Here is a 23,369-nt window from a genome sequence, read left to right as displayed (position 1 = left end):
CCTGGCGATGGTTCAGCCGCGTATTCTATGGTTCGGAGACGGGACCTGCAATGGCCAACCTCAATCGCCGCCCAGGCGCTCCTGTAAACGTGCACGGAGTTCGTACAGGGTGTTGAGGGCAGCGCGTGGGGTCAGGCCGTCCGGGTCGAGATCAAGAATGTCACGTTCTTCCGGCGATGGTTCCAGACTTGCGAACATGTCCGCCTGGAGTGTCGGCGCTGAGACAGCCTCCGTCCTGGCACCACTGGTCCCACCGGCACTGCCCTCAAGCTCCGCCAGCTTGTGGCGGGCGTTGTCGATGACGTCCGCCGGCACTCCCGCAAGCCGGGCCACCTGCAGTCCGTAACTACGGCTGGCTGCGCCTTCGTGAACGCTGTGCAGGAAGACGATGCTGTCCTCGTGTTCGGTGGCCGTCAGGTGCACATTGCGGGCGGTACCGGTTCGCTCCGGGAGGCTCGTGAGTTCGAAGTAGTGAGTGGCGAACAGCGTATAGCTGGCGACCTCGCCGGCCAGGCGCTCCGCGGCTGCCCAGGCGAGTGACAGGCCGTCGAAGGTACTGGTGCCGCGCCCCACCTCGTCCATCAGCACCAGGCTTTCGGGCGTGGCGTTGTGGAGAATGTTGGCGGTCTCGGTCATTTCCACCATGAAGGTGGAGCGGCCGCTGGCAATGTCGTCCGAGGCGCCCATGCGGGTGAAGATGCGGTCGACCGGTCCCAGGGTGGCGGATTCCGCCGGTACATGGCTGCCGCAGTAGGCCAGCAGGGTGATCAATGCGGTCTGGCGCATGTAGGTGGATTTACCGCCCATGTTGGGGCCGGTGATCACCAGCATGCGGTTGCGGTCGTCCAACTGCAGGTCATTGGGTACGAAAGGCGCGTCCTGAAGGTATTCCACCACCGGGTGCCGGCCCTGGCTGATGGCAATGCCCGGCTCGTCGCTGAATGCCGGCGCATTGAACCGAAGGCTCTGGGCGCGTTCCGCGAAATTGGCCAGAACATCCAGCTCGCACAGGGCACTGGCGGTTTCCTGAAGGGCTTCAAGGTCTTCGCCGACATGCTTGACCAGCTCATCATAGAGGTATTTCTCGCGGGCCAGCGCCCGGCTCTTGGCGCTCAGGGCTCGGTCCTCGAATTCCTTGAGTTCCGGGGTAATGAAACGCTCCGCGTTCTTAAGCGTCTGGCGGCGGATGTATTCCGTCGGGGCGTTCTCGGACTGGCTGCGGCTGATTTCGATGTAGTAGCCGTGAACCCGGTTGTAGCCAACCTTGAGGGTGCTGATGCCGGTGCGCTCGCGTTCGCGCTCCTCAACCTGCATCAGGTAATCGCCGGCGTTTTCACTGAGGCTGGTGAGTTCGTCCAGCTCTTCGTCATAGCCGGAGCGCAGCACACCGCCATCGCGCACCACTACCGGTGGATTATCCACGATGGCCCGTTCCAGAGTCTCTGCCAGCGCCGGGTAGGTGCCGATGCGCCCGGCAATCGCTCGCAGATGGGGCAGTTCCAGGGTGGCCATGTCCTGCTGGAGTTCGGGCAGGGTGGTCAGGGCATCGCGCAGCCGGGCCAGATCCCGGGGGCGGGCGGAACCCAGACCCACCCGTGATAGGATGCGCTCGATATCGCCAATACCGCGCAGGCGTTCGTGGATGGTCTCGTGGTGGTGGCCTGCCAGGAGCGTGCTGACGCTGTCCCGGCGTTCCCGTACGGTGTCGGCGTCGCGCAGCGGGCGATTCAGCCAGCGACGCAGCAGGCGCCCACCCATGGCCGTGGCGGTGCGGTCCATCACCGAGGCCAGTGTGTTCTGCTGGCCCCCGGCGAGATTGGTGTCGATCTCCAGGTTCCGGCGGCTGGCCGCATCCATGGTGACGCTTTCCTCGCGCCGTTCACGGCTGAGCCTGCGGATATGCGGGAGGTTATTGCGCTGGGTATCGCGGGCGTATTGCAGCAGGCAGCCGGCCGCCTGGATGGCCAGTGTAAGGTCGTCGCACCCAAAGCCGCGCAGGTCGCGAACCTGGAGCTGGCGTGTCAGCAGCCGGTGGGCGGACTCCATCTCGAACAGCCAGGGGCCCTGGCGGCGTATGCCGTTGAAGCCTTCGAGCAGTTCCGGGTGCGGGAAATCCTCGCTGATCAGGATCTCGGCGGGTTGCAGCCGTTCGAGTTCGGCACTCAGGGCTTCTTCCGAATCCAGCTCCTCAACCACGAACTGGCCGGAGGAGATCTCGAGCGTGGCGATGCCGAAAGCCCCCTTATGGGCGTGGATCGCCATCAACAGATTGTCGCGGCGTTCTTCCAGAAGCGCTTCGTCGCTCAGGGTGCCGGGGGTAACGATGCGCACGACCTCACGGTCAACCGGGCCCTTGGAGGTTTCCGGATCGCCGGTCTGCTCGCAGATGGCAATGGCGTGGCCACCCCGGACCAGGCGGGCGATGTAGCTTTCCGCGGAATGGTAGGGCACGCCGGCCATGGGAACGGGCTGGCCCGCGGACTGGCCGCGCGCGGTCAGGGTGATGTCCAGCATCTCGGCGGCACGGCGGGCATCTTCGTAGAACAGTTCGTAAAAGTCGCCCATGCGGTAGAATAGCAACTCGTTGGGGTGCTGAGCCTTGAGCTGCAGGTACTGGCGCATCATCGGGGTGTGGCTGCTGAGATCGGGTTCCGTTGCGGACATGACCTGTTCTTGTGCCTGCTGATCTGGTGGAATGCACGATTCTAGTCCCATGAACCCGCGAACGAAACGGAGAGTCCTATGGCAGAGCCATCCGATGCCAGACTGGCGCGCGACGCCGCCTCGCTGGGCGAGTGCCTGCGTGGCCAAGGGCGGGTGATCGCTACCGCCGAATCCTGTACCGGTGGCTGGATTGCCAAGTGCCTGACCGATACCTCGGGCAGTTCCGACTACTTTGAAAGTGGGCTGGTTACCTACAGCAATATGGCCAAGGAAAAGCTGCTGGGCGTTCCCGCAGGCATCCTGGCCGGCCATGGCGCCGTATCGTCTGCCGTGGCGTCCGCCATGGTCTCTGGAACTCTGGAGAAAACTGGAGCTGACGTGGCGGTGGCGGTCAGTGGTATTGCTGGCCCTGGAGGCGGCAGCGCTGACAAACCGGTCGGCACCGTCTGGTTTGGTTGGGGCGTGGCGGGCAGTACCCCCGTGACGACCTGTAAGCAGTTCGAGGGAGACCGGGACCAGGTCCGCCGTGACGCCGTTCAGTTTGCCCTGACGCGCCTCAAGCGTTGGCTTGAGGGGTGACCGTTGAATCATTGATCAGCTCCGTGCATAATACTGTCCATACATACAGTGACGCTGCAGCGCGTGGCAGGCAGCACCCGACCAGAAGGCAAACGCAATGGATGACAACCGGAAAAAGGCACTGAACTCCGCGCTTTCCCAGATCGAACGCCAGTTCGGCAAGGGCGCGGTGATGAAAATGGGCGACCAGCCACGGGAGGCCATGCCGGCGGTTTCCACAGGCTCGCTGGGGCTGGACGTGGCGCTGGGTATTGGCGGGCTGCCGCTGGGGCGTGTGGTTGAGATTTTCGGGCCCGAGTCTTCAGGTAAGACCACGCTCACGCTCCAGGTGATCGCGGAAGCCCAGCGCGAAGGCAAGACCTGCGCCTTCGTGGATGCGGAGCACGCCCTGGATCCGGTCTACGCCGAGAAGCTGGGAGTCGACATCAACGAGCTGCTGGTATCGCAGCCGGATACCGGCGAACAGGCGCTTGAAATCTGCGATATGCTGGTGCGTTCCGGTGCCGTCGATGCCGTTGTTGTGGATTCTGTGGCCGCGCTCACGCCCAAGGCTGAGATAGAAGGTGAGATGGGTGATTCCCATGTGGGCTTGCAGGCAAGACTGATGTCTCAAGCGCTGCGTAAGCTCACGGCAAGTGTGAAAACGTCGGGCACCATGCTGGTGTTCATCAACCAGATCCGCATGAAAATTGGCGTGATGTTTGGTAGCCCGGAGACCACCACGGGTGGTAACGCGCTCAAGTTCTACTCCTCGGTACGGCTTGATATCCGGCGCACGGGATCGGTGAAAGAGGGTGAAGAGGTGACCGGTAACGAGACCCGGGTGAAGGTGGTCAAGAACAAAGTTGCGCCTCCCTTTAAGCAGGCTGAGTTTCAAATCATGTACGGTACGGGCATTAACCGTATGGCCGAGATTGTCGACATGGGCGTTAAGGAGGGGCTGGTGGAAAAATCCGGCGCCTGGTACAGCTACAAGGGCGATAAGATCGGCCAGGGCAAGGCCAATGCCAGTAAATTCCTGAGGGACAACCCAGAGATTGCCACCGAGATCGAGAACCAGATCCGCGAACGGTTGATGCCCAAACCGAATGAGGCCGCAGGCAAGGAAGAGGCGTCCTCCGGTGATGATGCCCTGACCGAGGGTACCAGTGAGGATCTGCTCTGAGGCATGGTCATTCCCCCGGATCAGCTTTCGGCTGAGGCACTTGAGTCATTGATCGAGGAATACTGTATCCGGGAAGCCGGAGGTATAGACGTTGAGGATCCCCTTGCCGCCTGCCGCGAGCAGGTCGCAAAGGCTGTTTCTAGCGGACGTCTGGCTGTGCTTTACACGCCCTACAATCCCAGCCAGGTGGCAACGCTGGTGCCTGCTGATCAATTGGACGATAAAGAATTGGCGCAGGAGCAACAGGGAGATCAGGCGCCATGAGCAAATGGGCCACCCTGGGCATTGACCAGAGCCATGACCCAGAGGTCATTGAAGCCGCCTTCGAGCATCAGCTGAAGTTTGCGGACCCTGAGGCCAGCCCGGAGCGCTACCAGGCATTGGTCGAGGCCTATGAATCAGCGATGCGGGAGGCTGGAGCCGAGCCCCAGGAGCGGGGTTTCGGCGTTGATTCTGATTCTGACAGCGGCGACCAGTCCATCCGGGTGCCAGAGCCCCCGTCCGAGGATGCTGAGGTCCAGGCGGGGCGGGTGATGACGGAGCTGGAAGCGGTGTTCGCGAATCCAGGGTGGCGGGAGGACCTCCGCCGCTGGCGGGCTCAGCTCGAGAGTGAACGGGCCCACAAGCCCGGCGTTACCGAGGTCTTGCGCTTTAATCTTTTTGATTTCCTGTCCCGTCAGGCGGTTCCGGGGGAGCTGCCAGTATCCGAAGACGTCCTGGCGTACCTGGATGAACGGCTTGGTTGGCGCCAGCATCGTGCCCGGCTGGAGGAGGCTTTTCCGCAGGAGCGGATCAGGCTCCTGCTTGATGGTGGTGCCGATGGTGTGGGGTCGTCTCATGAGGGAGCTTCCCCGGAGACCAGGGAAGCGGGGGATGATGGTGACAGCCTGATGCCAAAAGGTTTCGGAGTCGCTGTGGTTGGCTGGATTATTGCCATCATCGTCCTGGCCATGTTGTTCAGCGGCTTGCGCTAGGCCCGCCCTTCAGCGCCGGTAGCGCGCCATCTGGCGGCGGCAGAATCCCTCGAGCTGGGACAGTGCGTTGTCGATGGCACGCGAATAATGCCCCGGCACCGACCAGTAGGTGAACTGGATGCCCAGTCGGTAATAGCCGTCCTCTTGTTGGACGCAACTCTTTACGCGACCGTTTATGTCGTACTGGGTGATGTGTTCCCCGCGGAAGTCCATCCGCAGCCGGGCGCCTTTGCGAAAGGGGTGTTCCGCCAGAACGGCGGTGCCATAACGGTTGATATCAAGGCACTTCACGGGCCGGCCCCTCTTCTCCCATAACAGAAAACGCCATGCCCGTACGCGTACGTTCAATCCCGGCGCGGCGAAACGTGGCTGGATCCGTTGCTCGCTTTCGTGGGATTGAGATGACCAGGAAAGGGCCAGGGAAGGGTCCCTGTCGTTGTGTTGATGGCGCGCGTGATCCCTGTGCACCGCAAAGGGCATGTCCGCGAGATCCATGGTGCTCCCGGGGGAGTCACTCTGAGTGCTCATTGGCGGTTTTGCCTCTTGAGTCGATAGGTTTTTGTACTTATTGATTGCACTTAATTGTCGCTTATTCCGGTGCCAGATCAAAGCGCGGCCCGGGGACGGTGTGACAGGTCTCACATTAAGGTGTCCCTGGAACTGATAAGCATTATCCACGGGCTGCTTTGTGATTCGGGTTGAGCCCTGTAGAGTGCGGTGTCTGACCGTTTCCCCAAAGAGATGACGGATTGACTGAGTTGAAGCCACTTCCCCAGAAACAGCTGTACAAGGCCTGCGTTCTCAAGGAGCTGCCGTTCCAGAACACGGACGCGCTTGAGCCCCTTAACGAGATTGTCGGCCAGGACCGCGCCCGGGAGGCAGTACGGTTCGCGCTCGCCATGCCACACAACGGGTATAACGTCTACGCACTGGGTCGGTCCGGGCTGGGCAAGCGGACCATGATGCTGCGTTACCTGGCGCACCGGGATGAAGCTCATGCGCCGGCCAGCGACTGGTGCTACGTAGCCAACTACGATGACCCGCGTAATCCCCGGGTCCTGAAGTTGCCCGCCGGTGTCGGTGAACGCTTACGCCATGATGTGGACCGGCTGGTCTCGCGTCTGGTGAAGGTAATCCCCCAGGCGTTTGACAGTGATACCTACCAAAGCCGCTTTGAGGACCTTAAGCAGCGCTATGCCGCCCGCCAGGAAGAGGCGCTGAATGCGCTGGCCCATGAGGCCCGCGAGCATGGGGTGGACCTGTCCATGAGCACCCCAGGCGGCTATCGGTTGACGGCGTTGAATGGCAATGAGCCGCATACCAATGAGTCGTTCAATGCGTTGTCGGATGAGGAAAAGCGTGGCTTTGAGGACACCATCCGTGACCTGGAGAAAAAGCTGCGGCGCGTGATGCGCCAGATTGCGGAATGGGAGGAAGAGCATGCCGAACAGCAGCAGAAGCTGAATGAAGAGACCGTGGAGCACGTGGCGGCCCACCTGATTGATGAGCTGGCTGAGCGCTACAGTGAGTATGAAGGAGTGCCCGAGCATTTCCGGGGGATGAAGAAGGACATCGCGGATAACCTTGATATTTTCCTGGAAGACAGTGAAGACAAGGCCGCTTTCGCCTATGCCTCCATGGAACAGCGCCTGCCGCGGCGCTACCGCATCAATCTGCTGGTCTCCCGCCAGGATCACTCGGTGCCGGTGGTTGTGGAGGAGAATCCGACCTATCACAACCTGTTCGGGTTCATTGAAACAGTGACCTATAAAGGCACGGTCTATACGGATTTCTCGCTGATCCGTCCGGGGAGCCTGCACCGGGCCAATGGTGGTTACCTGCTTATGGATGCTACCAAGGTTCTGGAACAGGGGTTTGTATGGGATGCCCTTAAACGCGCCATCCGCTCCCGCGAGATCAGTATCCATTCATTGGAGCGGGAGCTCACCCTTTCCGGTACGATCTCACTGGAGCCAGAGTCAGTCCCGCTGGACGTCAAGATCGTTCTGTTTGGTGATCGCGAAACCTGGCTGCTGCTTCAGGAATATGATCCGGAATTCGCGGAGCTGTTCCGGGTGACCGCGGATTTTGAGAACGAGATGCCGCGCACCAACGAGAGCCAGCTGCTGTATGCCAAGTTCATTGCAAGCCTGTGCCAGGACAAGGGGCTGTTGCCATGCAGTAAGCAGGCCGTTGCGCGGGTGATTGAATACAGTTCGCGGCTCGCGGAAAACCAGAACCGGCTCTCGCTGCATGCGGTGGACATTGCCAATGTCTTGCGTGAGGCGGATTTCCATGCGCGCAGCAGCAGCGGTGAAGGGATCGAGCGCACGCATGTGGAGCAGGCGCTGGTCAGCGCGGACTACCGTAACGGGCGCATTCGGGATGAGTTTCTGCAGGGATTTGCGGATGGTTCGGTGTTGCTGTCGTTCAGCGCCAGTGCGGTGGGCCAGGTCAACGGGCTCTCGGTGCTCTCTACCGGTGGCTATGAGTTTGGTCTTCCCAATCGCATTAGCGCGACCTGCCAGTATGGAGATGGGGATATCATTCATATTGAGCGGGATGTGAAGCTGAGTGGTTCCATCCACTCCAAGGGGGTGATGATTCTGTCCGCCTGGCTGTCGTCCCTCTTTGCCCGTGAGCATCCGATGCCGCTGACGGCGACCCTGACCTTTGAGCAATCCTACGCCGAGATTGACGGCGACAGTGCGTCCCTGGGCGAGCTCTGCGCCATTGTTTCCGTGCTGGCACAGCAGCCCGCGCGCCAGGACATGGCTGTGACCGGGTCAGTGAACCAGCATGGGGAAGTACAGCCCGTGGGTGGGCTCAACGAAAAAGTGGAAGGCTTCCTTGATGCCTGCGTGGCGCGGGGCGATACGCGGGACAAGGCGGTGATCCTGCCCGCTTCGAACGTGCAGAACCTGATGCTGGCGGGGCGCGTGCGCGAGGCCGTCAAGGAAGATGGCTTCCGGGTCTATGCCGTATCACGGGTTGAAGAGGCGCTGGAGCTGATCCTTGGGGTGCCAGCCGGGACGCCGGACCGTGACGGGTGTTTCCCGGCTGATAGTCTCTATGGGCGGGTGGAGCAGCGGCTGTCTGATCTCAGGCGTCGACAAGACGACGAAAAGTCAGATTAACCCGGGGGGGTACCGGCTTCCGGGTCTTCGGCAGGGCGTGCTGCCAGTCAGCCTGGACGCCGGCTGGCATCACCAGAAGGCTGTTATGGGGGAGGTCGATGCCCAGTGTGCGACCGTGCTCCCTTCGGTGGCGGAACCTGAAGCGCCGGGTGCCGCCCAGGCTCAGTGATGCGATTACCGGGTCAGGTCCGAGCTCGGGCTCATCGTCGCTGTGCCAGCCCATGCTGTCGTTGCCGTTGCGATAATGGTTGGCCAGCACGCTATTGAAGCGCTCGCCCGCGGCTTCACTGACATGATGCGCCAGCGGCTTGAGCCAGTCCGGCCATTGGGCGGGTTCCATGGTCTGGCCGGAATAACGGTAGGTCAGGCCATCATCGGCGATCCAGCACTGCTGCCTGGGGATAAGGTGTTCCCGGCCGAAAAGGGTGATGCGATCCTGTTGCCAGGGGATTCGCTGTTGCAGCAATGCCAGTAACTCATCGGCTTCTTCCGGGTTCAGGAAGGGGTGGAAGAAGGGCAGCTGGAAAGGGGGCAGTTCGTACAACGGGGCGGCTCCGCGGTTGCAGTTGTTCACCAGGTTCGCTAACAATAACGGGCGTCTGCCCGATCTCAAACCCGGAGGTTCCGTGTGTCGCGCCTTTTTTGGCTGTTCTGCCTGATTTCTGTTGCAACCTCTGTTATGGCTCTGGAGCTGGAAGGGCCCAGGCGCCAGGGGGCTTTGTTGAGTGGGCAGGTGGAGCCCGGGAGTGAGGTTCGTCTCAATGGAGACCCTGTGGCGATTACCGGCTCAGGCCGTTTTGCCCTCGGATTTGGGCGGAAAGCGTCACTGAAACACGAGCTGGTGGTGGTCGCTCCGGATGGCGAGCGGACCACCCGCACCATCGAATTGGCGGAGCGCGAGTACGACGTACAACGGGTTGACGGCGTTCCGCAGGAGACGGTAACCCCGGATGAGGACGCGCTGGAACGCATCCGGGCGGAAGCGCGCCGGGTTCGTGAAGCCCGGAAGACACGGTCGCGGCGGACGGATTTTACCGGTCCCTGGGTCTGGCCGGTGGCCGGACCCGTTACGGGGGTCTATGGCAGTCAGCGATTTTACAATGGCGAGCCCCGCCAGCCCCATTATGGTATTGATATAATGGCAGAAACCGGCACCCCTGTGGCGGCGCCGGCGGGAGGACGTGTTGTGTTGGTGGCGCCGGATCTGTACTTCTCAGGGGGAACCCTGATTCTGGATCACGGTTACGGCGTTTCCTCCACCTTCCTGCATCTGAGCGAGATCCATGTGAGCCAGGGTGATGAGGTGGCCCAGGGCGATATTCTGGGCGAGGTGGGCGCTTCTGGTCGGGCAACCGGGCCCCATCTGGACTGGCGCATGAACTGGCGGCAGCAGCGGGTGGACCCGATGACGGTGGCGCCGCCTCTGGTGGACGGTGCCACCACCAGGCCCGGAATGGGCAACAGTAATCAGTAAGGAGTATGTCAATGGCGGAGACCGAGCAAACGGTCTACATCGTTGAGGATGACGAGGCGGTTCGGGATTCCCTGTCCATGCTGCTGCGCTCGGAAGGTCTTGCAGTCCAGGGTTACGAGCGCGCCACCGGATTTCTGGAAGACTGGCATGCTGGCATGCAGGGCTGCATTGTGCTGGACATTCGCATGCCCGAGATGGATGGTATGGAACTCCAGGAAGAGCTGATTGAGCGTGGTTCCACCCTGCCCATCATTTTCGTGACGGGCCACGGCGATGTACCTCTGGCTGTGGAAGCCATGCGTAAGGGGGCCGTTGATTTCATCGAAAAACCCTACCGTGAGGATCAGCTGCTGGAGAAGATTCGCGGGGCTCTGGCCACGGATGCCGAGCAGCAACAGGGCCGGGAACAGAAGCGGCTGGTGGAAGAGCGGCTGGAACAGCTCACGCCCCGTGAGTGCGAGATCATGGACCGGATGGTGGCCGGCCAGGCGAACAAGGTCATTGCCATTGAGCTTGATATCAGCCAGCGGACTGTGGAAATCCATCGCTCACGGGTGATGCACAAGATGGGCACCCATTCGTTGGCCCAACTGGTGCGCATGGTCATGAATGTGCGGGACGGGGATGAGGGATGACGGCGGAGAGCCAGCCCTCTACTGACCCCGAGCAGGCCTGTGTCCTGCTGGTTGACGACAACCCCCAGAACCTTAAGGTGCTCTACGAGACCCTGCGGGACAAGGGGTACCAGCTTCTGATTGCCAATGATGGCGAAAAGGCGCTGCAGTTGGCACGCCGCCATGAGCCGGAAGTGATCCTGTTGGATATCATGATGCCGGGGATGGATGGCTTTGAAGTGTGCCAGCATCTGCGTGCGGATCCCAATACCGCCCTGTGCGCCATTATCTTCCTTTCTGCCCTCAATGATATTGATGCCAAGGTGAAGGGCTTCAATATGGGAGGAGCGGACTATATCGCCAAGCCTTTCCAGGCCCAGGAGGTCATGGCCCGGGTTGATACCCAGATCCGGGTCATCCAGCTCGAGCGTGCCATGCAGGCGCGCAACCGTCAGCTTGAAAGTGAACAGGCCAGCCTGCTCAATGCCATTTTCGAGGGTATCTACGGTCTGGACCCGGAAGGGGTGATCACTTTTGCCAACCCGGCGGCTGCCGAGATTGTGGGAGCGGAACAGCAAGCCCTGGTAGGGCGTGACGTCGGTGAGCTTCATTTCCGTGACAGCGCGAGTGATGGCACCCCGCACGCGGAGCGCGTGCTGTGCCAGGACGGTGACGCAGCCCTGCGTCGTGGCGTCATGATGGCGCGTGCCGATGGAAGCACCTTCCAGGCGGAATACCGTGCCGCGCCCCGTTTCGAGAACGGCGAGCTGACCGGCAGCGTTCTGGTGTTCCGGGACATCACCGAGGAGCTTGGGCAGGAGCGGGCACTTGAGGAAACCAGGGACCTGGTTGCCGAGCAGCGTGAACAACTGGCCCATGCGTCCCGGCTGACGGTGATGGGGGAAATGGCGGCTGGCGTGGCTCACGAGGTGAACCAGCCGCTGACGGCCATCACCAATTACGTGAGCCTGGTTTCGCGCATGATGGAAAAGGACACACTGGACCAGGACGCTCTTGCGGACGTGCTGGAGAAGATCACCGCCCAGTCCCATCGTGCCAGTGAGGTTATCCGTCGTATCCGCCAGTTTGTGCATCAGCCCGCCACCGGTAAGGAGACCGTTGACGTGGCTCGGCTTCTGGCGGAAAGCCGGGAATTCGCGGAAGTGGACGCGCGCAACAACTCGGTTGAGATCAGCCTGTCCATTCCGCCCCATCTAAGCTATGCGGTGGCGGATCCGGTGCAGGTCCAGCAGGTGGTGCTCAACCTGATCCGTAACGCACTGGAGGCTACCCACAATGGTGGTACTGAGGAGCCGGTGGAGCTCAGTGCGGAGCGCGTGGACGACGCGGTTTGTGTGCGTGTTGCCGACCGTGGCTGCGGCTTGCCCGAAGACGCGGAGGAGCGTCTGTTCCAGCCATTCTACTCCAACAAGGATGAGGGCATGGGGATTGGTCTCTCACTGTGCCGGAGCCTGATCATCGGCCAGGGCGGCGATATCGGTTTTGAGCGCCGGGACGGCGGCGGCACTGCGTTCTGGTTCACGCTGCCCGTGGCGGGCGACGCCGCACCCGATCCCAGCTGACACTCAGCCGCGGCTGAGCGTGCCCTCCAGGTGGGGCGCGGAGGCGTCGCTGTTCAGAAGCCGCAGGGGTGTTTCCCGGCCGTGGCGCTCCCAGGTCAGAATGCCGGTTCCGGGAATGAAGAACGGCTTCTTGAAGTGGATGTCCACATTCCCCTTCTCCAGGGGCCCTTCGGATTGCTCCCATAGCGCCAAACAGTGCGCCTTGCTCCACATCCCGTGGGCGATATTGCGCGGGAAGCCAAACGCCTTGGCCGATAAGGGATGCAGGTGGATGGGGTTCATGTCCCCGGAAACCCGACCATAACGGTAGCCGATGTTGGCGGGGGCCTGGACCCGGGCCTGACCCGTTAGCAACTGTGGTGGCTCGGGCTTGTCCTTGCTTTTCTTGCCGCCACTGTCCCCGCTCTGGAGCTGGCGGTAGAGAATGGTGCTGTGTTCTGTCCAGATAAGATGCCCGGCTGAGCTGGCCTCGGTGAGGATGTCGAACTCAATCCCGCGTGCAGTATCCGTGGCATTGGTAATCCGGGCCTGGAGCTCAAGGATTTCGCCCTGGTGGATGGCGCGCTGTTGGTTGATCCGGTTGCGGACATGAACAAGCCCCATCAGAGGCAGGGGAAAGCTGGTATCCGTCATCAGCCGGATGTGCAGCGGAAAAGCGAGTATGTGAGGCCAGGTGATGGGGCATAGGCTGCTGGCCGTGAAGCCACAGACGTCCCGGTAGTGGCGAAGTTGCGTGGTATCCGTGCGCACGCCGTCGATTCTGGCACTGAGTTCCGGGAGGTCTGCCGCCGAGGGGTGGCCGGCCTTGGTACTGGCCAGAAGTGCCTTGCCGTACATGGGGAGCAAGGTGGGACCACTGAATCGGTAATGGGCTGTCTGGTTCATAAGCGCCTGTTTGAGCTTAGACTGAGGGGTATGTCACAGGTGGATGTCATCTGGGCCAATCGGCTTGTATGATGTCTTGCAGAATGCACATAGGCTGTGACAGCGTCAATCGCGAAAGGACCGGCGTTGCGCGGCATTCGGGTCAAAATAACAACAGGCCGGGAAGTGACAGTATGCAGGAACAAAGGGATTCAGGGGTCCTGTTTCGGCTGGTTTACCAGGCGATGCAGCGATCCGGGGTCGACACCGATGCAATCTTCCGCCGGCTTGGGGTGGATGAGAACTACCTCCAGCGAGAAAATCTCAGAACGCCCCATGCCGCCCAGGTTCTGTTCTGGCAGGTGGTTGAAGAAGTAACCGGCGACCCGGACATCGGGTTGCATCTGGGGCTGCATGTGCCCACCTACAAGGGGCAGGTTCTGGAGTATCTATTTCTTTCAAGCCCGACCTTTGGTGAGGGCCTGAGACGGGCGATGAACTATCAGCGACTGCTCAGCGATGCGGCGGATCTGGAACTGTATGAGGGCGCGGAGTCGTGTTACCTGACCCTCAATGCTGCCGCCGAGGAAATCCGGCGTATCGGGCATTTTTCCGAATGCTTCGTCCTGGGGGTGCTGACTTTCTTCAACTCAGTGACGGATGGCGAATTCCTCCCAACAGCCGTGTATTTCGAGCATGAACGCAGTCAGGGTCAGCAGCGGGTCGCGGAGAGTCTGGGATGCCCGGTGCGCTTTGGGCAGAAAGAGACACGGCTCTACTTTCCGGCCCATCTGCTGGAGCATCCGTCACCGCATCATGAGCCGGGGCTTCTGGCACTGCATGAGCGTTTCGCCAGTGAGCAGGTTGCCGAGCTCGAAAAGCAGGATATCGTCGGGGATGTGGAGCGGCTGGTCGCTGAACAGCTCGATTCCGGGGAGGTGACCCTGAGCGCGGTGGCCAACCGGCTCAACATGAAGCCGCGGACCCTGAGGACGCGTCTCACCGAGGCCAATACCTCGTTCAACCAGGTGGTGTCGCAGTTCCGTTACCGGTTGGCCTGCCGCCTTTTGGCCGCCACGGATGAGTCCATTGACGAGATTGTCTACCTGACTGGCTTCTCCGAACCCAGCACCTTTTATCGTGCCTTCAAACGCTGGTCCGGTATGACCCCGATCGAATTCCGGCGCCGCTCCGAGGAATACGACGAGGACATGGTCAGCTGAGTGCGGCAGGTCATAATCCTGTCACCTTTGGGGCGCATCCTGATCGGCAGAATGAACGGTAATCAGGAGGCGGCCATGCGTGAGCACGAAGAAGAACTGCTGGAGCTGAGTCTTCAGGACGACGATAGGGAGGAGTCGGAATGCGACGACGGCATCGACCTGTGAATCAACGCGCCATTCCGTACCGGCGCCGGTACCGTCCGGGGCTGCACCCGTACCATCGCCGGAATGCGCCGTGGAAGGCACTGGGGTTCGCGAATCCCACCAGTGATGCAATGTCGGAAAACGACAGCGGCGTGCCGCGCACGTAGTCCTCGGCCAGTTCACGGCGGGTGCGATCGAGCAGGGCACGGTAGGTCAGCCCTTCCTGTTCCAGCGCCCGTCTGAGGCCCCACTCGGTGGTTCCGAGTCCCAGTGCCACCTCGGCCATGCTCGGTGGCGCTGATCCCATGCGTTGCGCGATGGCCTCGCGCGCCCGTTCGGTCGTGCTCTGGCCCCATGCCAGTCTCTGGCGCTCGGTCTCGCAGTGCTGGCACAGCTCCTGGAACAGCGCTGCCTGGGCCAGTCGATTGGGATGCAGAGCGGTTTCTGGAGGCAGGTCGATGCGGTTCTGTTCGGCCTCGAACTGAACCGGGCACCCGAACCACTGCCTGTACTGTTGGGCGTTGGCCGGCTCAGTGTACTCAATGCCGACCTTTACCAGTAATGGGTCTTGCCCCCCAAGTTCCCGCAGGAATGCCACCCACCCCGCCAGGATCGAATCCACCACAAAGCAGTTATAGCGGTTATAGGGGCTGATGGAGTAGAAAACCGCACTCAGTCCGCCATCAGCGGTGCGCTCGGTATGCGACTGGCCACGGCTGTTGGTACTCATCAGCCGCTCATAGCGCACCAGGGTCGCCAGCGCTTCCCCGAGGGTGGGGGCGCTGGCAGCGGCCATTCCCGCCAGTCCCAGATCGGTCATGCGTGTGTGATCCCCGAAAGCCAGCCCCAGGGCTGGTTCACCGGTCATCTGAATGGCGGCATGCCCCATGCGCATGAACCGGGGAATACTGATGCGTGCGCCGGGTGTGTTCAGCAGCCCCCTGGAGACCCGGTAACGGGCCAGCCATGGCGCGGGGTCATGATCACGGCTGCGCAGGGTACGGGCCATGACCGCTACATAGCTGACGCTGATATCGCCCAGGCGGTTGGCACGGGTTCCGAGCATAATACCAATCCATAAGGACCTAAAACCAATCTGTGAATATTGTAGCATGAGTGCCAGGTGCGTAACTTGATGGGCATTCAGAACGAGGAGACCGCCATGACCCAGAACCCATCCGATAGCAACGCTTACCCCCACCTTTTGGAGCCGCTGGATCTGGGCTTCACTCAACTGCGCAACCGGGCCCTGATGGGCTCCATGCACACTGGCCTTGAGGAAGCACCGAATGGTTTTGAACGCCTGGGTGCTTTCTACGCGGAGCGGGCCCGTAGCGTGGGCCTGATCGTTACCGGTGGCATCGGGCCAAACCCGGAAGGGGCGGTTATGAAGGGGGCCGCCAAGATGGACACGGAGGAGGAAGCTGAGGAGCACCGAGTGGTCACCGACCATGTGCATCGTGCTGGTGGCAAGATCTGCATGCAGATCCTGCACACGGGGCGGTATGCCTACTCACCGGATCTGGTGGCGCCGTCGGCGATCCAGGCGCCGATCAACCCCTTCACACCACGGGCGCTGGAAACTGACGAAGTCGAGAAACAGATTGACGACTACGTCAATTGTGCCCGTCTCGCCCGTCAGGCGGGGTATGACGGTGTGGAGATCATGGGCTCCGAGGGCTATTTCATCAACCAGTTCATCGCCCGGCGCACCAATCATCGCACGGACAAGTGGGGCGGCTCCTTTGAAAACCGCATCCGTCTGCCGCTGGAGATCATCCGCCGCGTGCGTGAAGCCGTGGGCGAGGATTTCATCATCATCTACCGGCTCTCGATGATTGACCTGGTAGACGAAGGCAGTACCTGGGAGGAGGTGGTGCACCTGGCGAAGGAGGTGGAAAAAGCCGGCGCCAACATCATCAATTCCGGTATCGGCTGGCATGAGTCCCGGGTCCCCACCATCGCCACCATGGTGCCTCGCGGTGCCTTCAGTAAGGTCACGGCGCGCCTCAAGGGGCAGGTGAGTATTCCGCTGGTTACGACCAACCGCATCAACATGCCGGATCTTGCCGAGGAAGTGATCGCCGAAGGGGATGCGGATATGGTTTCCATGGCGCGGCCCTTCCTCGCGGATGCGGACATGATCGCGAAAGCGGCGGATAACCGGGCGGACGAGATCAACACCTGCATTGCCTGTAACCAGGCCTGTCTGGACCACACCTTCCAGGGCAAGCTCACCTCCTGTCTGGTGAACCCGCGTGCCTGCCATGAGACCGAACTGGTTTACGAGCCGGTGAACCAGCCTCGGCGTATCGCTGTGGTTGGCGCCGGCCCGGCGGGGCTGTCGGCGGCGACGGTCGCGGCTGAACGCGGCCATGACGTGGATCTATTCGACGCAGCGGCGGAGATCGGAGGCCAGTTCAACATGGCCAAGAAGATTCCGGGCAAGGAAGAGTTCCATGAAACCCTGCGTTACTATCGCCGCATGATTGAGAAGCACGGCGTGAACCTGCACCTCAATACCCGGGTAACCAAGGAGACGCTGGCCGGCCAGGGCTATGACGAAATCCTGATGGCAACCGGTGTCTATCCCCGCACGCCGGAGATACCGGGGATTGATCATCCCTCGGTGCTGGGCTACATCGATGTGCTCAGAAAAGAGGCGCCAGTGGGCCGGCGCGTGGCGGTTATGGGCGCTGGGGGCATCGGGTTCGATGTGTCCGAGTACCTGACCCACGAGGGCCCCTCGCCGTCGTTGGATCCGGATCACTTCATGAAGGAGTGGGGTGTTGACGTCAGCGTTGAGACCCCGGGCGGAGTGGAAGGTTTGCAGCCCAACCCGCCACAACCCCCGCGCGAGGTAGCACTGCTGCAGCGCAAGACCTCCAAACCCGGCAAGGGGTTGGGTAAGACCACCGGCTGGATCCACCGCAGCTCGCTGAAGATGCGCAATGTGCGGATGATCCCCGGGGTTGAGTACCATCACATTGATGATGACGGGCTGCATGTCAGCATTGACGGTGAGCCCCAGGTGCTGGCGGTGGACAACATCATCGTCTGCACTGGCCAGGAGCCGCTGCGGGAACTCCAGGCGGAGTTGGAAAACGCGGGTGAGACGGTAACCCTCATCGGTGGCGCGGACGTGGCAGCGGAACTGGATGCCAAGCGTGCGATCGATCAGGGCAGCCGGGTTGCCGCGGCCGTGTAAATCGGTGATTCCCGTCGTCCACCGTGATCCGGTAGACTGTGGGGTTGTTACCCACGGGCTACCGGCGGATTAAGGCGGTTCATGGAGACCTTCAAGAATATCGGCGTTATCGGGCGTATGGGCAGTGTCAAGGTTGTGGAGACACTGCGCCGGCTCAAGAGCTACCTCATCGACAACGACTATCAGGTGGTGCTGGAGGCCGATACTGCCTCAATGATGCCGGGTCACGGATTGCAGGTGGCGAGCAAAAAGCTCATCGGTGAAATCTGTGATCTGGCCATCGTGGTCGGAGGGGACGGCAGCCTGTTGGGCGCCGTGCGGGACCTCGCCAAGTCGAATATCCCGATCCTGGGCGTCAATCGTGGTCGGCTTGGCTTTCTCACCGACATCTCTCCGGATGAACTGGAAACCCGGCTGAACGCGGTTCTGGAAGGCGATTACATCCAGGAACGGCGGTTCATGCTGGATGCCGAGATCAAGCGTAATGGCGAACCCACGGGCTTCGGCACGGCGCTCAATGATGTGGTGCTGCACCCCGGGCGCTCAACCCGCATGATCGGGTTTGATCTCTACATCGAGGGGCAGTTTGTCTACAGTCAGCGCTCCGATGGTCTCATTGTGTCCACGCCCACCGGCTCCACGGCCTATGCACTGTCCGGCGGCGGGCCCATCATGCATCCTAAGCTGGATGCCATCGTGCTGGTCCCCATGTTTCCGCATACCCTCAGCAGCCGGCCGATCGTGGTGGACGGCAACAGTGAGATCAAGCTGATCATCGACGAGGCCAACGAGTCCTGGCCCCAGGTGAGCTGTGATGGCCAGAAGGAACTCTCCTGCGGCCCCGGTGACGCCATCTCCATCGCGAAGCGCCCCTTCCGGCTGAACCTGATCCACCCCAGCGACCACAACTTCTATGCGACCTGTCGCGAGAAGCTGGGCTGGGCCAGCACCATTGCGGCAAGCTGAGTGAGGCACTCATGAAGCGCTCGCAGGGCTATGACATCATCGGTGATATCCACGGCTGTGCGCTGACGCTGGAGCGGCTTCTGGAGCAGATGGGATACCGTAAGCGCCAGGGCGTGTATGAACATCCCTCGCGCGTGGCCGTCTTTGTGGGCGATATTATTGATCGTGGGCCGCGCATCCGCGAGGCGCTGCACCTGGTGCGGGACATGGTGGATCGTGGCTCCGCCCTGATTGTGATGGGCAACCATGAATACAACGCCCTGGGTTACTGCACATTGGCTCGTCCCGGCAGCGGTCGGCGGTATGTGCGCGAACACAACGAGCGCCACACTCGCCTCATCCGGGAAACGCTTGAGCAGTTTGAGCACTATGACGACGAGTGGCACGACTTTCTGAGCTGGTTCTACGAGTTGCCGCTTTTCCTCGAACGGGACGGCTTCCGGGTGGTCCACGCCTGTTGGGATGAGCACCTGATCCGCCAGTTTGAGCAGCGCCATCCTGACGGCTGCATCAATGCCGACTTCCTGCACGCTTCCATGGCGCCGCACTCCTTCGCGGGTCGGGTTATGGATCGCCTGCTTCGGGGAACCGCCATGAAGCTGCCGGACAACCGCACGATGACGGGGCGTGACGGCTTCCAGCGCCAGTTTTTCCGCACCAAGTTCTGGGCGGAACAGGCGGAGACCTATGGCGATATCGTGTTCCAGCCGGACCCGCTGCCGGACGACGTGGCCAACCGGCCCCTGGATCCGGAAGACAGGGAGCGGTTGCTCACCTACGATAAGAACGAACCGCCGGTCTTTGTGGGCCACTACTGGCTCGAAGGGATACCCGCGCCGATCACCCCCAATGTGGCCTGCCTGGACTACAGTGCCGTGAAATACGGTCGGATGGTGGCCTATCGGCTGGATGACGAGGTGACCCTGGACCCGGATCACTTCGTCTGGGTGGAGGTGAACCGCTCGGAGCAGACGACATGATCCGCATTGCGTCTGTCCCGCAGCGGATCGATCTGAAACCGTTCAGTCAATGGCTTGATTCCCAAGGGGTTACTCACGCTATTGAATGGGATGGGGGTCATCAGGTCCTGTTCATCGAGGGGGAGCAGCTTCGCCAGCCGGTCACTGAGGCATTGTCACGCTACCTGGACGATCCCCGCCACGCCGGAGCCCCGGAAGGCTTTAGCCGGCCGCGCCAGCGCCGTGTGGTGGCGGGGCACTGGCAGGCAGGGCCGAAAGACGCGCCACTGACGTTTGGCTTGATCGTGGCCGCTGCCCTGACGGCGTGGCTCACCGCTTTCGGCGCCCGGGAACAGCTGTTGGTCCTGTTGACCCTCGTTCATCCCTACGAATGGCCTCTCGCCAGCTTTGAGTACCGTGTTGATGCCCTGGTCGAAACGCTTGCAAGCCTGCAGCTGTGGCGTCTTGTGACACCGGACCTGCTGCATTTCAGTCTGATGCACCTGATCTTTAATGGCGTCATTCTCTGGTTCCTGGGCAGCCAGGTTGAAGCCATGGATGGGCGCTGGCACCTGGTGGCCCTGGTTCTGGTGACGTCGCTGGGGGGCAATATTCCGCAGTTTCTGTTGTCGGGACCCTTGTTCGGCGGGCTTTCCGGGGTGGTCTACGGGGTTCTGGGCTATGTCTGGTTTTGTAATCAATGGCGGCTCCGCTTCCAGTTTCCGCCGGCACTGATGACGGTAGCGGTGGTATGGCTGCTGATTGGGTTGACCCCTCTGACCGAGCTCCTGCTCGGCGCGAGTATGGCGAATGCAGCTCATCTGGGTGGGCTGCTCAGTGGGCTGGCCTATGGCATGGTGAGGTCAGCGAATGACATGAGGAGACGGTAATGACCTACGAGGAGCTGATCCGACAGCTCGATCCGCGCATCTACCAACGCCTGCGCGAATCGTTGCAGCTGGGCAAGTGGCCGGATGGCCGGCCCCTGACAGAGGAGCAGAAGCGCATCTGTATGGAAGCCATCATCTGGTACGAGAACGAGCATAACATCCCCGAGGAGCAACGGACTGGCACCATTGAGCGGCCCGAGTCCGGTGAAGGGGAGGGTGGTGTCCAGGTTCACGACACACGCCACTGAGCCGCGCTACGCCAACAGAACCAACCAACAACAAAGAGTTCCGTCATGAGAGCAGAGCAACCCCAGGCCGTTCACCTGGCGGATTACCGCGCCCCCGCCTTTGTCATTGATCATGTTGATCTGCGCATCGAGCTTTTTGAAGACAGCGCCCTGGTCCATTCGCGTCTGCAGATCCGCCGTAACCCAGAGGACGAGTCTGACGAACGCAACCTGGTGCTGCACGGTGAAGCCCTTGAGCTGCAGTCACTGATGCTCGATGGCCGCCCGGTGGAGAACCATCAGGTTGATGAGACGTCCCTGACCGTTCCCAGCGTGCCTGAGCAGTTCCATCTTGACGTCACCACCCGGATCCACCCGAAAGACAATACCCGGCTCGAAGGGCTCTATCAGTCCTCCGGAATGTTCTGCACCCAGTGCGAGCCGGAAGGGTTCCGGCGCATGACCTACTTTCTGGATCGCCCGGATGTGATGGCCTGCTACCGGACCCGCATTGAAGCGGACCAGGCGGCTTATCCGGTGCTGCTGGCCAATGGTAACCCTGTGGACTGGGGGGAACTGGACGAGGGGCGGCACCAGGTGACCTGGGAAGACCCCTACCCCAAGCCCAGCTACCTGTTTGCCATGGTTGCGGGTGACCTGGTGGAAAAACGGGATGAATTCGTGACCGGTTCCGGGCGCACCATTGACCTGCGCATGTACGTGGAGGCGCGTAACGAGGCCAAGTGTGAGCATGCACTGGCATCGCTTAAAAAGGCCATGGCCTGGGACGAAGAGGTTTACGGCCGGGAATATGATCTGGACATCTTTATGATCGTGGCCGTGGACGACTTCAACATGGGGGCGATGGAGAACAAGGGGCTGAACATTTTCAACTCCTCCTGTGTGCTTGCCAGCCCCGACACCGCGACCGACGCCACCTATGACCGTATCGAGAGCATCGTCGCCCACGAGTACTTCCACAACTGGTCGGGCAACCGGGTGACGTGCCGGGACTGGTTCCAGCTCAGCCTCAAGGAAGGCTTCACGGTTTTCCGGGATAACCAGTTCTCTGCGGACATGGGATCGCCCACCGTCCAGCGCATCGATCATGTCAACATGCTGCGTACGGCCCAGTTCGCTGAAGATGCAGGCCCCATGGCCCATCCGGTGCGGCCGGCCTCCTACATCGAGATCTCCAACTTCTACACCCTGACCGTTTACGAGAAAGGCGCCGAAGTGGTGCGGATGATTCACACCCTGCTGGGGCCGGAGATGTTCCGGGAGGGCAGTGACCTGTACTTTGCCCGGTATGATGGGCAAGCCGTGACCACGGACGACTTCGTGACCGCCATGGAAGATGCCAGCAGCCGGGACCTGACGCAGTTCCGGCGCTGGTACGACCAGGCCGGGACGCCGGAGGTGCGGGTCACGGATCATTTCGACGCACAAACCGGAACCTACACGCTGACCCTGAATCAGTCCTGCCCGCCCACGCCGGGTCAACCGGATAAAGCGCCGTTCCATATTCCGGTCCGGATGGGCCTGCTCGCCAGCAACGGCAACCCAGTGCCGCTGGACGAAGCGGGTAACACGGAACAGGTGCTTGAGCTGACCGGGCAGGAACACAGCTTCCATTTCACCGGGCTGAGCGAACGCCCGGTGCCTTCTCTGCTGCGTGGCTTCTCGGCGCCGGTAAAACTGGATTACCCCTGGACCCGCGATCAGCTCAAGTTCCTGATGAGTCATGACCCGGACGGGTTCAATCGTTGGGATGCCGGGCAGAAACTGGCTGTGGACGTGATCCTGTCAGTCCAGCAGGGGCGGGATACTGACGTGGATCCGCGATTGATCGACGCCTATCGAACCCTGCTGACAACCGAGGGCCTGGATCGGGCCATGGTGGCCCGGATGCTGGCGCTGCCTTCAACGGCCTGGCTCATTGAACTGACGGATGAAGCCGACGTGGCCGCTATTGACCAGGCCCGTCACCACGTTGAACGGGCCGTTGCCACGGCTTTGCGGGATGAGCTGTTGCAGGTACGCCATGACCACCACCCCGAAGAAGCCTATGCGTTTGAGCCCCGGCAGGTGGCGGCGCGCTCGCTGAGCAACAGCGCACTGGCGCTGCTTACCCGGATCGGGGACGAACAGGGGCGCAGCCAGGCGATGCGCCAGTTTGATCAGGCTACCAACATGACGGACCGCCTGGCGGCGTTGAAAGCGCTGGTTGATTCACCCTTCGCCGAGGAAAGGGAGAGCGTGCTGGCGCGCTTTTACAATGATTGGCAACACGATCCCCAGGTGGTGGAGCAATGGTTTGCGGCCCAGTCCGGCAGTTCCTGGGTTGGAGATGTGACGCGCGTCACGGAATTGCTGGGGCATCCCGCCTTTGATTGGAAAAACCCCAACAAGGTTCGTATGGTTATCGGCGTCTTTGCGGGGCGGAACCTCAGGCATTTCCACAGTGGGGATGGGAGTGGTCACCGCTTTCTGGGCGAACAGATCCGAAAGCTGGATGCATTGAATCCACAGATCTCGGCACAGCTGGCCCAACCGCTGACCCGGTGGCGGCGGTATGCCCCCCACCTGCGTGATTCCATGGCTGGTGTGCTGAGAGAACTCCGGGAACTTCCAGATCTTTCCCGGGATCTATACGAAGTGGTCACCAAGAGTCTGGACGAGTCCGGGTGATGGGCTG

At 61.3% G+C, this 23,369-nt stretch carries 20 protein-coding genes; 15 read left to right on the top strand and 5 right to left on the bottom strand.

Going from position 1 to position 23,369, the window contains the following annotated elements; all coding sequences use genetic code 11:
* Positions 1-60: 60 nt before the first annotated feature.
* Complete coding sequence (gene mutS / locus AC1RQI_RS07385; RefSeq protein WP_481904230.1) at positions 61-2,664, bottom strand: DNA mismatch repair protein MutS; 2,604 nt, start codon at positions 2,662-2,664, stop codon at positions 61-63.
* Between the two features lie 78 nt (positions 2,665-2,742).
* On the opposite strand from mutS, the gene AC1RQI_RS07380 reads away from it, so the two are divergent.
* From AC1RQI_RS07380 to AC1RQI_RS07365, 4 genes are all read left to right on the top strand, one after another.
* Complete coding sequence (locus tag AC1RQI_RS07380; RefSeq protein WP_481904229.1) at positions 2,743-3,243, top strand: CinA family protein; 501 nt, start codon at positions 2,743-2,745, stop codon at positions 3,241-3,243.
* Between the two features lie 97 nt (positions 3,244-3,340).
* Complete coding sequence (recA, locus tag AC1RQI_RS07375; RefSeq protein ID WP_481904228.1) at positions 3,341-4,408, top strand: recombinase RecA; 1,068 nt, start codon at positions 3,341-3,343, stop codon at positions 4,406-4,408.
* Positions 4,409-4,411: 3 nt separating this feature from the next.
* On the top strand, positions 4,412-4,672 hold the full coding sequence (locus tag AC1RQI_RS07370; protein WP_416634107.1) for a YheU family protein: 261 nt from the start codon (positions 4,412-4,414) through the stop codon (positions 4,670-4,672).
* On the top strand, positions 4,669-5,382 hold the full coding sequence (locus tag AC1RQI_RS07365) for a hypothetical protein (protein WP_481904227.1): 714 nt from the start codon (positions 4,669-4,671) through the stop codon (positions 5,380-5,382). Before AC1RQI_RS07370 ends, AC1RQI_RS07365 begins: the two co-directional genes overlap by 4 nt.
* A 9-nt stretch (positions 5,383-5,391) precedes the next feature.
* On the opposite strand, the gene AC1RQI_RS07360 is transcribed toward AC1RQI_RS07365, so the two are convergent.
* Complete coding sequence (locus AC1RQI_RS07360) at positions 5,392-5,910, bottom strand: PilZ domain-containing protein (protein WP_416634109.1); 519 nt, start codon at positions 5,908-5,910, stop codon at positions 5,392-5,394.
* A gap of 221 nt (positions 5,911-6,131) precedes the next feature.
* On the opposite strand from AC1RQI_RS07360, the gene AC1RQI_RS07355 reads away from it, so the two are divergent.
* Positions 6,132-8,519 (top strand): Lon protease family protein, encoded by a 2,388-nt coding sequence (locus AC1RQI_RS07355; RefSeq protein WP_416634110.1) that lies wholly within the window; start codon positions 6,132-6,134, stop codon positions 8,517-8,519.
* Here AC1RQI_RS07355 and AC1RQI_RS07350 read toward each other — a convergent pair.
* Entirely contained in the window at positions 8,485-9,063 is a 579-nt protein-coding gene (locus tag AC1RQI_RS07350; protein ID WP_481904226.1) for an alpha-ketoglutarate-dependent dioxygenase AlkB family protein, read from the bottom strand. The genes AC1RQI_RS07355 and AC1RQI_RS07350 overlap by 35 nt on opposite strands.
* A gap of 84 nt (positions 9,064-9,147) precedes the next feature.
* Here AC1RQI_RS07350 and AC1RQI_RS07345 point away from each other — a divergent pair, with 84 nt between their 5' ends.
* The 3 genes from AC1RQI_RS07345 to AC1RQI_RS07335 are packed head-to-tail and all read left to right on the top strand — an operon-like array spanning position 9,148 to position 12,190.
* Entirely contained in the window at positions 9,148-9,993 is an 846-nt protein-coding gene (locus AC1RQI_RS07345; protein ID WP_416634112.1) for a M23 family metallopeptidase, read from the top strand.
* A gap of 11 nt (positions 9,994-10,004) precedes the next feature.
* The gene (gene fixJ / locus AC1RQI_RS07340) at positions 10,005-10,628 is read left to right on the top strand and encodes a response regulator FixJ (RefSeq protein ID WP_416634113.1); all 624 of its coding nucleotides are present in this window, start codon (positions 10,005-10,007) and stop codon (positions 10,626-10,628) included.
* On the top strand, positions 10,625-12,190 hold the full coding sequence (locus tag AC1RQI_RS07335) for an ATP-binding response regulator (protein ID WP_416634114.1): 1,566 nt from the start codon (positions 10,625-10,627) through the stop codon (positions 12,188-12,190). The genes fixJ and AC1RQI_RS07335 overlap by 4 nt, the downstream gene beginning before the upstream one ends.
* A gap of 3 nt (positions 12,191-12,193) precedes the next feature.
* Here AC1RQI_RS07335 and AC1RQI_RS07330 read toward each other — a convergent pair whose 3' ends face one another.
* A complete protein-coding gene (locus AC1RQI_RS07330; RefSeq protein WP_481904225.1) occupies positions 12,194-13,075 on the bottom strand; it encodes a MaoC family dehydratase in 882 nt (293 codons plus the stop codon).
* A 173-nt stretch (positions 13,076-13,248) separates the two neighbouring features.
* Between AC1RQI_RS07330 and AC1RQI_RS07325 the strand changes: the two genes are divergently transcribed.
* A complete protein-coding gene (locus tag AC1RQI_RS07325; protein ID WP_481904224.1) occupies positions 13,249-14,277 on the top strand; it encodes an AraC family transcriptional regulator in 1,029 nt (342 codons plus the stop codon).
* A gap of 166 nt (positions 14,278-14,443) precedes the next feature.
* On the opposite strand, the gene AC1RQI_RS07320 is transcribed toward AC1RQI_RS07325, so the two are convergent.
* On the bottom strand, positions 14,444-15,487 hold the full coding sequence (locus AC1RQI_RS07320) for an AraC family transcriptional regulator (protein ID WP_481904223.1): 1,044 nt from the start codon (positions 15,485-15,487) through the stop codon (positions 14,444-14,446).
* A 96-nt stretch (positions 15,488-15,583) separates the two neighbouring features.
* Here AC1RQI_RS07320 and AC1RQI_RS07315 point away from each other — a divergent pair, with 96 nt between their 5' ends.
* The 6 genes from AC1RQI_RS07315 to pepN all read left to right on the top strand — a co-directional run bounded on the left by AC1RQI_RS07315 (position 15,584) and on the right by pepN (position 23,362).
* On the top strand, positions 15,584-17,629 hold the full coding sequence (locus tag AC1RQI_RS07315; protein ID WP_481904222.1) for an oxidoreductase: 2,046 nt from the start codon (positions 15,584-15,586) through the stop codon (positions 17,627-17,629).
* An 81-nt stretch (positions 17,630-17,710) separates the two neighbouring features.
* Positions 17,711-18,595, top strand: a complete 885-nt coding sequence (locus AC1RQI_RS07310; protein ID WP_416634121.1) for an NAD(+) kinase — start codon at positions 17,711-17,713, stop codon at positions 18,593-18,595.
* 11 nt (positions 18,596-18,606) lie between these two features.
* Complete coding sequence (locus AC1RQI_RS07305; RefSeq protein WP_481904221.1) at positions 18,607-19,575, top strand: metallophosphoesterase; 969 nt, start codon at positions 18,607-18,609, stop codon at positions 19,573-19,575.
* Positions 19,572-20,444: a rhomboid family intramembrane serine protease gene (locus AC1RQI_RS07300; RefSeq protein ID WP_481904220.1), complete on the top strand. Its 873-nt coding sequence runs from the start codon at positions 19,572-19,574 to the stop codon at positions 20,442-20,444. The genes AC1RQI_RS07305 and AC1RQI_RS07300 overlap by 4 nt, the downstream gene beginning before the upstream one ends.
* Complete coding sequence (locus tag AC1RQI_RS07295) at positions 20,444-20,692, top strand: YeaC family protein (RefSeq protein WP_416634124.1); 249 nt, start codon at positions 20,444-20,446, stop codon at positions 20,690-20,692. Before AC1RQI_RS07300 ends, AC1RQI_RS07295 begins: the two co-directional genes overlap by 1 nt.
* Positions 20,693-20,737: 45 nt before the next feature.
* On the top strand, positions 20,738-23,362 hold the full coding sequence (gene pepN / locus AC1RQI_RS07290) for an aminopeptidase N (RefSeq protein ID WP_481904219.1): 2,625 nt from the start codon (positions 20,738-20,740) through the stop codon (positions 23,360-23,362).
* Positions 23,363-23,369: the final 7 nt, after the last annotated feature.

It is taken from the genome of Salicola sp. AFF1 (assembly GCF_056783195.1).
Note: the sequence above shows the minus strand (reverse complement) of the source record. Positions and strands in the feature narration are given on the sequence as shown.